This is a genomic window from Paucibacter sediminis, assembly GCF_030254645.1.
GTDB lineage: Bacteria > Pseudomonadota > Gammaproteobacteria > Burkholderiales > Burkholderiaceae_C > Paucibacter_B > Paucibacter_B sediminis.
In genome coordinates this window covers 1276143-1287911 of sequence record NZ_CP116346.1, presented here as the reverse complement: position 1 = coordinate 1287911, position 11769 = coordinate 1276143, and the positions used below count along the sequence as shown (strand labels likewise).

Genomic DNA, 11769 nt, shown 5'->3' with positions numbered 1-11769 from the left:
CCGCCATGTTGATCCGCATTCCCGAGGTACTGGACGTCGAGACCCTGCGCCAATTGCGCGCCGGGCTGGAGGAGGCCGAGTGGGAAAGCGGCGCGCGCACCGCGGGCAGCCAGGCGGGCCAGGTCAAGCACAACCAGCAGCTGCCGCGTGAGGCGCCCGCCACCCGGCAGCTGCAGGCCCTGCTGCTGGCCGCGCTGGAGCGCAACACGCTGTTCTTCACCGCTGCCCTGCCCAAGCGCGTGCTGCCGCCGATGTTCAACCGCTACGGCGGCGACAGCAACCACTACGGCGACCATGTGGATCAGGCGATCCGTTATGTGCCGGGTTCGGCGCAGCGCGTGCGCACCGACATCTCCTGCACCGTCTTCCTCGCCGAACCCACGGACTACGAGGGCGGCGAGCTGGTGATCGCCGACACCTATGGCGAGCAGCGCGTCAAGCTGGCGGCCGGCGATGCCGTGCTCTACCCGGGCACCAGCGTGCACCGCGTCGAGCCGGTCACGCGCGGCGCCAGGCTGGCCAGTTTCTTCTGGATCGAGAGCATGGTGCGCAGCGACGAGCAGCGCCGCCTGCTCTACGAGATGGACCTGGCACTCACCGCGATGCGCAGCGAGCATGGCGAGAGCGCCGCCACGGTGCAGCTCACCGGCACGTACCACAACCTGCTGCGCATGTGGGCCGACACATGAGCCTGTCCGCGCTGCAGCCGATCCCGCCCGAGGTCGTCAACCTGGCCGACTTCGAGGCCCATGCGATGGCGCGCGTGGATGCGCAGGCCTGGGCCTATCTCAGCGGTGGCGCGGCCGACGAGCTGACGCTGCGCGCCAACCGCAGCGCCTGGGACGCCATCAAGCTGCAGCCGCGCGTGCTGCGCGCGCTCGGCGGTGGCCACACACGCGTGCCGCTGCTAGGCCGCGAGCTGGCGCATCCCATCCTGCTCGCGCCGATCGCCTACCAGCAGCTGGTGCATGCGGACGGCGAGCTGGCGAGCGCCTACGCCGCCGCGGCGCAGGGCGCCGGCATGGTGCTGAGCGCGCAGTCCAGCGTCGACATGGGCGCGGTGGCGGCGGCCTTTGCGCAGGAGCCGCAGGCGGGGCCGCTGTGGTTCCAGCTCTACTGGCGCGACGACCGCGCGTTCATGCGCGAGCTGCTGCAGCGCGTCGAGGCGGCCGGCTACCAGGCGCTGGTGCTGACGGTGGATGCACCGGTGCATGGCGCGCGCGACCGCGAGCGCCGCGCCGGCTTCCAGCTGCCGCCGCACATCCGCGCCGTCAATCTGGGCGGGGTCAAGCAGGCCTTGCAGCTGCAGGCCGGCCAGAGCGCGCTGTTCGACGGCCTGATGCCGCGTGCCGCCACCTGGAACGAGATCGACTGGCTGCGCGCGCACAGCCGGCTGCCGCTGCTGCTCAAGGGCGTGAGCCATGTGGACGACGGCCGCGAGGCGCTGCGCCGCGGCGTTGCCGGGCTGATCGTCTCCAACCACGGCGGCCGCACGCTCGACACCTTGCCGGCCAGCGCCGAACTGCTGCCGCCGCTGCGCGCGGCGCTCGGCGAGGACGCGACGCTGCTGGTCGACGGCGGCATCCGGCGCGGCACCGATGTGCTAAAGGCGATCGCGCTAGGCGCCGATGCGGTGCTGTTGGGGCGGCCCTATATGCATGCGCTGGCGACCGCCGGCGCGCATGGCGTGGCGCATGCGCTGCGGCTTTTGCGCGATGAACTCGAGATCGCGATGGCCTTGTGCGGCTGCAAGACACTGGCCGATGCGGGCCCGCATTTGCTGTGGTCCGCGCACAAGTGATGCACGGCTGCGACACATGAGGGTTTGTTGGGTGCTATTCATCAACTCTTCGCTGCAACTTCCCCTATGAAAGCCTTCTCAATGCCAGAGGTGCGCAGTACCATTGCCTGCGCAGGGTGCTAGAGAGAAATGAAGGGTCAGACCTTCGCCCGGGGCCCGGCACATCAACCAACCTTTGATGGAGAGAATCGAAATGGCAACTGCGAAGAAGGCCGCGCCCGCTAAGAAGGCGGCACCGGCCAAGAAGGCGGCAGCTCCGGCCAAGAAGGCCGCAGCACCTGCGAAGAAGGCAGCTCCTGCAAAGAAGGCAGCGCCGGCGAAGAAGGCAGCTCCGGTCAAGAAGGCCGCTGCACCCGCCAAGAAGCGCACGCCCAATGCAGCCTTCATGAAGGCCCTGACCCCCAGCGCAGCGCTGGCAGCCATCGTTGGTGCAGCTCCTCTGCCGCGCACCGACGTGACCAAGAAGGTCTGGGAATACATCAAGAAGCACAAGCTGCAAGACGAAGTGCAGAAGCGCATCATCGTCGCCGACGCCAAGCTGAAGGAAATCTTCGGCAAGGCCAAGGCCGATATGTTCGAAATGACCAAGCTGATCAACAGCCACTTGAAGTGAGATGACGGCCCGCTAACCGCGGGCCGGACTCTGACGATCAGGCCCGCGGTTCGCGGGCCTTTTTTATGGCGCTCAGCGCGCCGCCGACATGAAGCGCTGCAGCGCGGCCTTCAGGCGCGGCACCTCGATGGGCTTGAGCCAGTAGTCGATGAAGCCGGCCGCGCGTGCCGCGCGCACCTGCTGGTCATCGTTGTCGGCCGACAGCGCCACGCAGGGCAGCGCCTGCCAGCGCGCATCGGCGCGCAGCCGCGCGAGCAAGTCCATGCCGCTCATGTCGGGCAGGTTCATGTCGATCAGTACCAGGCCGGGGCTGATCTCGTTGAGCACGCCCAAGGCCTCGGCGCCGTCTTCGGCGCACACCAGGGTCCAGTCGGGCAGCAGGCGGAACACCTCTTCCATCAGGATGATGTTGATGCGGTCGTCTTCGACGTACAGCACCTGGTGCGTGCTGGGTTGGGCGGGCGAGGGCAGGGTCATGGTGGGTTGGGCAAGCGGGCGCGCCCGCGCACGATACCAGCGATTGGCCGGCCGGCGGCAGGCCCGCATGCGGCGGCGAAAAGTGTGAACAAAGGCATGGATGGCGGCCCCCTTGCATGGGGGGGAAGACCCTAGGGTGCGCGTCACCGCTACTTACACTTGCGCCTCGTAGTCCCTCAGCCCGCCGTCGCAACCCGGAAAGCCCTATGTCCCTCGTCGCTGCCCTTGCCCTTGCCGCATCCAGCGCCACCCTGCCCCACTGTTCGTGGGACCGGCCGGGCGTGAACCCCTTCATGGGCGATGTGGTGGCGGCCGTGGATCGCTACAAGGACATCCCGCAGGCCACGCGCGACAAGCTCAAGGCCCGCATGCAGGCGCGTCAGTACGACGAGATCGCCAGCATCAAGCGCGACAGCATCACCGGCAAGGCCCAGTACAGCAACGAGATCCGCGACATGCACTTCGGTGCCGGCAGCGTCTGCACGACGGTCAGCCGCGTGAAGTGGAGCGAGCAGCAGGAGGAGCGCGGCCTGGTCTATTGCGAAGATGGCCAGTGCATCATCGTGCCGACCGTGTGCCGTAACGTCAGCCGCATCAAGCGACTGGCCGCGCGCCCGGTGGCCACGGCGCCGGCCGCTGCCACCACGGTGGCCTCGTCCGCGCGCGAGGACGAGACGCCGCTGGAGTTCGATCCGCCGGCCGCCGGTGGCGACATGGGTGGCGGTGCGCAGGGCAGCTTCAACCAGGTGGCCGGAACGCCGCTGGCGCCCACCGCCTCGGGCCTCGGCCTGCCCGCCGGCAACGGCGGCACGCTGATCGTCGATGTGCGCCCCACGCCGCTGTCCCCGCCGCCGGTGCCCGGCCTGCCGCTCGGCCCCAATGGCAACGTCACCACGCCGGTGCCCGAACCCGGCAGCTGGGCCATGCTGCTGGCCGGCCTGGCCGCGCTGGGCTTCATGGCCCGGCGCCGCCCGCTGCGCTGAGGATCAGCGCCGCGCCAGCAGGGGCTTGAGGTAACGGCCCGTGTGGCTGCCCTCATGCCCGGCCAGCACCTCGGGCGTGCCCGCCAGCAAGAGCTGACCCCCGCCCGAGCCGCCCTCGGGCCCCATGTCGATCAGCCAGTCGGCCGTCTTGATGACGTCGAGGTTGTGCTCGATCACGACGATGGTGTTGCCGGCGTCGCGCAGCTGGTGCAACACCTTGAGCAGCAGCGCGATATCGGCGAAGTGCAGGCCGGTGGTCGGCTCGTCGAGGATGTAGAGGGTGCGGCCGGTATCGCGCTTGGAGAGCTCCAGCGCCAGCTTGACGCGCTGCGCCTCGCCGCCCGAGAGCGTGGTGGCGCTCTGGCCCAGCTTCACATAGCCCAGGCCCACGTCCAGCAGCGTCTGCAGCTTGCGCGCCAGCGTCGGCACGGCGCTAAAGAAGGCGTAGGCGTCCTCCACCGTCAGGTCCAGCACCTGGGTGATGTTCTTGCCCTTGTAGAGCACCTCCAGGGTCTCGCGGTTGTAGCGCTTGCCATGGCAGACGTCGCAGGGCACGTAGACATCGGGCAGGAAGTGCATCTCCACCTTCAGCACGCCATCGCCCTGGCAGGCCTCGCAGCGGCCGCCGGCCACATTGAAGCTGAAGCGGCCCGGGCCGTAGCCGCGCTCGCGCGCGGTGGGCATCTCGGCGAACAGCTCGCGGATGGGCGTGAACAGACCGGTGTAGGTGGCCGGGTTGGAGCGCGGCGTGCGGCCGATCGGCGACTGGTCGACGTTGATGACCTTGTCGAAGGCCTCCATGCCCTCGATCTCGTCGTGTGCGGCCGGGTCCTGGTGGCTCTGATAGAGCTTCTTGGCCACGGCGGCGTAGAGCGTGTCGTTCACCAGCGTGCTCTTGCCCGAGCCCGAGACGCCGGTCACGCAGGTCAGCAGCCCGACCGGGAACTCGGCCGTCACGCCCTTCAGGTTGTTGCCGCGTGCGTTGACGATGCGCAGGCGCTGCTCGCCCGGCATATGGCGCTGGCCGGGCACCTCGATGCGCGCCGCACCGCTCAGATAGCGGCCGGTGAGCGAGTCGGGATTGGCCGCCACCTCGTCCGGCGTGCCCTGGGCGATGATCTGGCCGCCATGCACGCCGGCGCCGGGCCCCAGGTCCAGCACATGGTCGGCGGCGCGGATCGCGTCCTCGTCATGCTCGACCACCAGCACCGAGTTGCCGAGGTCGCGCAGCCGCCGCAGCGTGGCGATGAGGCGGTCGTTGTCGCGCTGGTGCAGGCCGATGCTGGGCTCGTCCAGCACGTACATCACGCCGGTCAGGCCCGAGCCGATCTGCGAGGCCAGGCGGATGCGCTGGGCCTCGCCGCCCGAGAGCGTGTCGGCGCTGCGGTCCAGGCTCAGGTAGTTGAGCCCCACGTCGTTGAGGAAGCGCAGGCGTGAGCTGATCTCGCGCACCACCTTGTCGCCGATCTCGGCCTTGGCGCCCTTGAGTTTCAGGCCTTCGAAATAGTGCAGGCATTCGCGCAGCGTGGCGTGCTCCACCTCGTAGATGGGCTTGCCCTTGAAGCCGGGCGCGGCGTCGGCCGGCTGCAGCACCACGTTGCGGGCCTCGCGGCGCAGGCGCGAGCCCTCGCAATGCGGGCAGGGCTTGGCGGCCATATAGCGCGCCAGGTCCTCGCGCACCGCGGCCGAGTCGGTTTCCTTGTAGCGCCGCTCCAGATTCGGCAGGATGCCCTCGAAGGGGTGCGAACGCTTCACGCTGCGCTTCTTGCCGGCCGCGCTTTCGGCCTGGTAGACGAAGGCGATGTCGTCCGTGCCCGAGCCGTGCAGCAGCACCTGGCGCGCGCTCTCGGGCAGCTCTTCAAAAGGCAGCTCGATGTCGAAGCCGTAATGCGCCGCCACGCTTTCCAGGAAGGAGAAGGTGTAGCCGTTGCGGCGATCCCAGCCCTTCACCGCGCCGCTGGCGAGCGAGAGGGTGGGGAAGGCCACCACGCGCTCGGCATCGAACACGGTGACCTGGCCCAGGCCTTCGCAACTGGGGCAGGCGCCCACCGGCGAGTTGAAGGAGAACAGGCGCGGCTCCAGCTCGGGCAGCGAATAGCTGCACACCGGGCAGGAGAACTTGCTGGAGAAGATGGTCTCGGCGCCCGTGTCCATATTGAGCACCAGGGCGCGGCCCTCGGCCAGGCGCATCGCCGCCTCGAAGCTTTCGGCCAGGCGCTGGCGCAGGCTGTCGGCATTCTCGGCACGCAGCTTGATGCGGTCCACCACCACGTCGATGTCGTGCTTCTCGGCCTTCTTCAGCGCCGGGATGTCGGGCGCCTCCACCGTCTGGCCATCGACGCGAAAGCGCACATAACCCTGCGCCTGCAGGTCCTGGAACAGCTCGACGAACTCGCCCTTGCGGTCGCGCACCACCGGGGCCAGCAGCATCAGCTTGCTGTCCTCGGGCATGGCCAGGGTGGCGTCCACCATCTGGCTGGGGCTGGAGGCCTCCAGCGGCAGGTGGTGGTCGGGGCAGAAGGGCGTGCCGGCGCGCGCATAGAGCAGACGCAGGTAGTCGTGGATCTCGGTGACCGTGCCCACGGTGGAACGCGGGTTGTGGCTGGTGGCCTTCTGTTCGATGGAGATGGCGGGCGAGAGGCCCTCGATCACGTCCACATCGGGCTTGTCCATCAGCTGCAGGAACTGGCGCGCATAGGCCGAGAGGCTCTCGACATAGCGGCGCTGACCCTCGGCATAGAGCGTGTCGAAGGCCAGGCTGGACTTCCCCGAGCCCGACAGCCCCGTGATCACCACCAGCTGGTTGCGCGGCAGATCGACGTCGATGTTCTTCAGATTGTGGGTGCGCGCACCCCGCACGCGGATCATCGGTGTTTCTGCGGGCAAGGGGCGGTCGGGCTGGGACATGGGGCTCAAACAATGGGCGAACTCGCCATCATAGGGCGAGGGCCTCGTTTATCCCAATGGCAGCCGCACCCGGACACATAAACCGGGGGTTCCGCCCGGCCCCGGCAGCAGGGCCGAATCGCCCAGGCCTATGCTGCCGCCCAGCCCCAGCACCACGCTGCGCACGATCGCCAGGCCCAGGCCGCTGCCCTGCTGGGCCTGGTCGGGCACGCGGAAGAAGCGGTCGAACACGCGCTCGCGCCAGGGCTCGGGGATGCCGGGGCCCTGGTCGTGGAATTCCAGCAGCGCCTCTTGGCCCTCGCGCCGCAGCCGTATCAGCAGATGGCCGCCCGGCGGGCTGTACTTGATGGCGTTCTCGGTCAGGTTGTCGAGCATCGAGGCCAGGCCCTCGTGCTCGCCGAAGACGCGCAGGCCGGCCTCGGCCTCGCAGTCCAGCTCCAGGCCCTTGCTGCTGGCCAGCAGGTCCAGCGCGGCCAGGCGGTCCTGCAGCAACTCGTCCAAGGCCAGGCGCTGCGGCGGCTGGGCCGCGGCGTCGCTGCGCATCAGTGCCAGCAGCTGGCCCACCAGGCGGGTGGCGCGCGCCTCGCTGCGCAACATGCCCTGCAGCCAGGCCTGCGATTGCGCGTCGTCCTGGTGGCGGCCCTGCAGGGCCTCGGCATGCACGCGCATCGCCGCCAGCGGCGTGCGCAGCTCGTGCGCGGCGTCGGCGATGAAGCTGCGCTCGCGCTGCAGGCCCTGCTGCACGCGCTTGAGCAGCGCGTTCACCGCGCTCAGCATGGGGCGCAGCTCGCGATGCTGGGGGGTGAACTGCAGCGGCGAGAGATCGCCCGCGCCGCGCAGCGCAATCTCGTGGCTGACGCGCCGCCAGGGCCGCAGCGCGATGCGCACCGAGATCCAGGCCGGCAGCACCAGCAGGGGCAGGCTGATCAGCAGCGGCAGCACCAGCAGGCCCTTGGAGCTGAGTGTCAGCAGCACATTGGTGGCGCTGCCCGGCAGCATCAGCGTCACGCGCACATTGGAGCGCTGCGACTGCTTGGTGAGCGCGCGCCAGCGCTGCCCCTGGCCCTCCACCCACTGCATGCCGTCGCCCGGCGGGCTCGGGATGGCGCCGGGCTCGCCCGGGCTGGCATAGACCAGCTCCGCGCCGCGCCATACCGTCATCGCCATGCGCAGCTGCGGCAGGTCGTCGGCACCGTTCTCGAGACGCTGGAACAGGTCGATCTGCTGCAGCACGCGTTGCAGCTGCTCGGGTTGGTCCTGCAGCGCCTCGGTCACGGCGATGATGGACTCGAAACGGTGGCCGCTGTCGAACACCGAGGTGTCGCGCACCGCGTCGTTGATGGCAAAGGCGATCAGGCCCAGCCAGAGCGCCAGCACCAGCACCACCTGGGCCACCACCAGGCGGCGCAGCACCGAGGGCTCGCGCATGCGCGCGAGCCAGCGCTTGAGCCTCACGACGGCTGCCTCACTTGCCGCCGGCCCTGGCGGGGGCCTGGCGGTCGATCACATAGCCCACGCCGCGCACCGTGCGTATGAAGCCCTCGCCGATCTTCTTGCGCAGATTGGACATGTGCACGTCCAGCACATTGCTCTCGGCGCTGCCGCCGGGCAGCACCTGCTCCTCCAGCAGCCGGCGCGTCAGCACGCGGTCGGCGCGCTTCATCAGCGCCACCAGCAGCGCGAATTCCGAGCGCGAGAGCTCCACCGGGTCGCCCTTCACCAGCACGCGCATGGTCTGCTCCTGCACGCAGATGCCGCGCAGCTCCAGGGTCTCGTCCTCCTGGCCGTAGCTGCGCCGCACCAGGGCGCGCACGCGCGAGATCAGCTCGGCCAGGGCGAAGGGCTTGACGAGGTAATCGTCGGCGCCGCTGTCCAGGCCCAGCAGGCGCTCCTGCAGGCTGTCGCGTGCGGTGAGTATCAGCACCGGCAGGCGCAGCTTCTCGCGCCTCAGGTGGGCCAGCAGGCTGAGGCCGTCGCCATCCGGCAGCCCCAGGTCGAGCAGCACCAGATCGGCCACGCTGTTCGTCAGCGTCTGCATGGCGTCGGCCAGACGCCGTACCCACACCACCTCCATGCCCTGCTCGGCCAGCGCCATGCGCACGCCATTGCCCAGGTCCAGATCGTCTTCCACCAGCAGCACTTTCATGCCCCGTATTGGAACGCTTCAGCCTGAGGATGGCATGAAGTCACCTTCAGCCCCTCTTCAGCAAGCCTTGAGCGCAGCTTCAGGGCCGCTGGCCACACTGCAGCATGTCCCGGTCAACACGCGGTGCCGTGACTCGCAATGAACCATTCGCCGCTGCTCTGAAGGAAGTTATTCCATGCCATCGAAGAAACAACTCGCCCTGATCTCCGCCACTGCCCTGCTGCTCGCGGCCCAGGCCGCACAAGCCGCCCCGCAGTCCGACGAGCTGGGCGCCTACGGCGGCCTGTCGGTGGGCCGCAGCAGCTTCAGCCTGCCCAGCCCCTCGGTGCCCGTCACCGGCAAGGACAGCCGCGACACCGCCTACAAGCTCTATGGCGGCTATCGCCTGAACGAGAACTTCGGCCTCGAGGCCGGCTACGCACGCCTGGGCAGCTTCAGCGAGCAGGCCACGTTGGCCACCGGCGCGGTGACGCAGGAGGGCAAGGCCAGCAGCTTCTACGCCGCCGCCACCGCCCGCCATGCGCTCAACGAGCAGTTCTCGCTGCAGGGCCGCCTGGGCGTGGCGCGCAACAAGGTCTCCGGCACCAACCTGCTGCCCGCGGGCGACAGCCTGCAGGGCAGCAAGACCAGCCTGATGTGGGGCGTGGGCGCCGAGTACAAGCTGGCCAAGAACCTGGCGCTGACGGCCGACTATGACAACTACGGCAAGGTCTCCAGCCAGGTGAAGGCCAGCACCTTCATGCTCGGCGCGCGCCTGAGCTTCTAAGCCGACGCTCGGCGCAATCCCCCCTGGTGGTGATCTCGCGGCGGGCCAGAATGGAGCCTGCCGAAGAATGCCCTGGGAGGGGATATGTGGGGAATCCAGCTGGGCCGCCTTGTCGCGGCCCTTGCATTTTTTCTTGGCGGTGCGGTCGCTGCGGCGCCGCCGCTGGAAGACTTCTTTCGCAAGCCGCAGATCGCGGCGCCCAAGCTCTCGCCCGATGGCCGCCACCTGGCGGTGCAGGTGGCGGGCGGCGACGGCCTGGTGCGCCTGGCGGTGATCGATCTGGTGGCGCTCACCGAAGCCAAGGTGGTGGCCGGCTTCAGCAATGCCGATGTGCACAGCCATCACTGGGTCAACGACCAGCGCCTGGTGCTGAGCATCAGCGTGGCGCAGAACGGCACCAGCCCGCAGATCGACCCGGGCCTGTGGGCAGTGAATCGCGACGGCAGTGACTTGCGGCCGCTCATCAAATCGGTCAGCCAGTTCATCAAGGAAGCATCGCAGATCACCGATCGACGTCTGGATCGCAACTGGCAGTTCCACAGCGTGGCCGACGACGGCAGCAGCGATGTGTTCGTGGTGCGCCAGCGCTGGTCGAACGAGCCCGAGTCTGTCGGCCTGGGCTTGGCGCGCCTGGACACCCTCACCGGCAAGCTCACGAGCCTCGCCGCCGGCGCGCCCAGCCATGTGACCGGCTGGGTGCTGGATACCGAGGGCCGACCGGCCGCGCTCACCACGGCGCAGCAGGGGCGCTATGCCTCCTATCTGCGCGATGCCGAGGGGCGCTGGCAACCCTGGCAGGAGGGCGACAACTACCGCCAGAGTTTCGATATGCCCTATTGGTTCGGCCCCGATGGCCAGACCCTGGTGGCCAACAATCGCAGCGGCTTCGATGCGCTCTACCGCCTCGATCGCAAGACCCTGCAGCGCGAAGCGCAGCCGCTGGTCTCGCTACAGGGCTACGACTTCAGGGGCAGCCTGGTCTACGACAAGCAGGCCAGGCAGCTGCTGGGCGTGCATTACGAGAACGATGCGCCCGGCAGCGTGTGGCTGCATCCGCAGCTCAAGCAATGGCAGGCGGCCATCGATGCCAAGCTGCCCGGCACCATCAACCGCATCCACTGCAATCGCTGCCTGACGGCCTCGCGCCTGGTGGTCTCGGCCTACTCGGACCAGCGCCCCGCGAGCTTCTATCTCTATATGCCGGCGAGCGGAGAATTGCAGGCCCTGGCCGCCTCGATGCCCTGGATCAAGCCGGCCGAGATGGGGCGGCGCGACATGGTGCGCATCCAGGCCCGCGACGGCCTGGAGCTGCCCGTGCTGCTGACCCAGCCGGCCGATCGGGCGCAGGCCGCCCGGCCCGCGGTGCTGCTGGTGCATGGCGGACCCTATGTGCGCGGCACGCATTGGCCCTGGGAGCCGATGGCGCAGTTCCTCGCCTCGCGCGGTTATGTGGTGATCGAGCCCGAGTTCCGCGGCAGCACCGGCTATGGCCAGGCGCATTTCAAGGCCGGCTGGAAGCAATGGGGCCTGGCCATGCAGGACGATGTGGCCGACGCGCTGGGCTGGGCCGTCAAGCAGGGCCTGGTCGACCCCAAGCGTGTCTGCATCGCCGGCGCCAGCTATGGCGGCTATGCCACCCTGATGGGCCTCATCAAGCAGCCCGAGCTCTACCGCTGCGGCATCAACTGGGTCGGCGTGACCGACATCGAGCTGCTCTACAGCATCCACTGGAGCGATCTGGGTGGCGAGTGGAAGGGCTATGGCATGCCCGTGCTGGTGGGTGACCGCGACAAGGACGCCGAGCAACTGCGCGCCACCTCGCCGCTGCAGCGTGCGGCCGAACTCAAGCGCCCGCTGCTGATGGCCTATGGCGCCGAGGACCGCCGCGTGCCGCTCAAGCATGGCCTGGCCTTCCGTGACGCCATGCCCAAGGATCAGGAACTCGAATGGGTGGTCTACGACCACGAGGGCCATGGCTGGCGCGAGCTCAAGACCCAGCAGGATTTCTGGGGCCGGGTGGAGCGTTTCCTGGCCCGCCATCTCGGGGCTGCACCCTGAGGCGGTTTATTGGATGAT

10 protein-coding genes are annotated in these 11769 nt (G+C 68.9%); 6 read left to right on the top strand and 4 right to left on the bottom strand.

Translation table 11 applies throughout. The features are described 5' to 3' along the window. Positions 1-5 precede the first annotated feature (5 nt). The 3 genes from PFX98_RS05835 to PFX98_RS05825 all read left to right on the top strand — a co-directional run bounded on the left by PFX98_RS05835 (position 6) and on the right by PFX98_RS05825 (position 2414). The gene (locus tag PFX98_RS05835) at positions 6-689 is read left to right on the top strand and encodes a Fe2+-dependent dioxygenase (protein ID WP_285234237.1); all 684 of its coding nucleotides are present in this window, start codon (positions 6-8) and stop codon (positions 687-689) included. Then, positions 686-1801, top strand: coding sequence for an alpha-hydroxy acid oxidase (locus PFX98_RS05830; protein ID WP_285234236.1), 1116 nt, complete (start codon positions 686-688; stop codon positions 1799-1801). Before PFX98_RS05835 ends, PFX98_RS05830 begins: the two co-directional genes overlap by 4 nt. A gap of 193 nt (positions 1802-1994) precedes the next feature. Next, positions 1995-2414 carry an SWIB/MDM2 domain-containing protein gene (locus PFX98_RS05825; RefSeq protein ID WP_285234235.1) on the top strand — a complete coding sequence of 140 codons (420 nt, stop codon included), beginning with the start codon at positions 1995-1997 and terminating at the stop codon, positions 2412-2414. A 72-nt stretch (positions 2415-2486) separates the two neighbouring features. Here the strand turns inward: PFX98_RS05825 and PFX98_RS05820 are convergent, their stop codons facing one another. Next, positions 2487-2891, bottom strand: coding sequence for a response regulator (locus PFX98_RS05820; RefSeq protein ID WP_285234234.1), 405 nt, complete (start codon positions 2889-2891; stop codon positions 2487-2489). A 206-nt stretch (positions 2892-3097) separates the two neighbouring features. Between PFX98_RS05820 and PFX98_RS05815 the strand changes: the two genes are divergently transcribed. Beyond that, the gene (locus PFX98_RS05815; RefSeq protein ID WP_285234233.1) at positions 3098-3874 is read left to right on the top strand and encodes an MHFG family PEP-CTERM protein; all 777 of its coding nucleotides are present in this window, start codon (positions 3098-3100) and stop codon (positions 3872-3874) included. Positions 3875-3877: 3 nt separating this feature from the next. On the opposite strand, the gene uvrA is transcribed toward PFX98_RS05815, so the two are convergent. From uvrA to PFX98_RS05800, 3 genes are read right to left on the bottom strand one after another with little or no spacing between them, the layout of a single operon-like run. After that, the gene (uvrA, locus tag PFX98_RS05810; protein ID WP_285234232.1) at positions 3878-6781 is read right to left on the bottom strand and encodes an excinuclease ABC subunit UvrA; all 2904 of its coding nucleotides are present in this window, start codon (positions 6779-6781) and stop codon (positions 3878-3880) included. Between the two features lie 48 nt (positions 6782-6829). Then, a complete protein-coding gene (locus PFX98_RS05805) occupies positions 6830-8236 on the bottom strand; it encodes a sensor histidine kinase (RefSeq protein WP_285234231.1) in 1407 nt (468 codons plus the stop codon). Positions 8237-8246: 10 nt separating this feature from the next. Further along, positions 8247-8927 carry a response regulator gene (locus tag PFX98_RS05800; RefSeq protein WP_285234230.1) on the bottom strand — a complete coding sequence of 227 codons (681 nt, stop codon included), beginning with the start codon at positions 8925-8927 and terminating at the stop codon, positions 8247-8249. A 175-nt stretch (positions 8928-9102) separates the two neighbouring features. Between PFX98_RS05800 and PFX98_RS05795 the strand changes: the two genes are divergently transcribed. Both PFX98_RS05795 and PFX98_RS05790 read left to right on the top strand, forming a co-directional pair. After that, entirely contained in the window at positions 9103-9693 is a 591-nt protein-coding gene (locus PFX98_RS05795; RefSeq protein WP_285234229.1) for a porin family protein, read from the top strand. An 84-nt stretch (positions 9694-9777) separates the two neighbouring features. Then, complete coding sequence (locus tag PFX98_RS05790; RefSeq protein WP_285234228.1) at positions 9778-11751, top strand: alpha/beta hydrolase family protein; 1974 nt, start codon at positions 9778-9780, stop codon at positions 11749-11751. Positions 11752-11769: the final 18 nt, after the last annotated feature.

Excerpts from the sequence above, each read along its gene's own strand:
- PFX98_RS05800 (WP_285234230.1), bottom strand. The coding sequence starts at position 8,927 with ATGAAAGTGCTGCTGGTGGAAGACGATCTGGACCTGGGCAATGGCGTG.
- PFX98_RS05830 (WP_285234236.1), top strand. The coding sequence starts at position 686 with ATGAGCCTGTCCGCGCTGCAGCCGATCCCGCCCGAGGTCGTCAACCTG.
- PFX98_RS05820 (WP_285234234.1), bottom strand. The coding sequence starts at position 2,891 with ATGACCCTGCCCTCGCCCGCCCAACCCAGCACGCACCAGGTGCTGTAC.
- PFX98_RS05790 (WP_285234228.1), top strand. The coding sequence starts at position 9,778 with ATGTGGGGAATCCAGCTGGGCCGCCTTGTCGCGGCCCTTGCATTTTTT.
- PFX98_RS05835 (WP_285234237.1), top strand. The coding sequence starts at position 6 with ATGTTGATCCGCATTCCCGAGGTACTGGACGTCGAGACCCTGCGCCAA.
- PFX98_RS05815 (WP_285234233.1), top strand. The coding sequence starts at position 3,098 with ATGTCCCTCGTCGCTGCCCTTGCCCTTGCCGCATCCAGCGCCACCCTG.
- PFX98_RS05795 (WP_285234229.1), top strand. The coding sequence starts at position 9,103 with ATGCCATCGAAGAAACAACTCGCCCTGATCTCCGCCACTGCCCTGCTG.
- uvrA (WP_285234232.1), bottom strand. The coding sequence starts at position 6,781 with ATGTCCCAGCCCGACCGCCCCTTGCCCGCAGAAACACCGATGATCCGC.
- PFX98_RS05825 (WP_285234235.1), top strand. The coding sequence starts at position 1,995 with ATGGCAACTGCGAAGAAGGCCGCGCCCGCTAAGAAGGCGGCACCGGCC.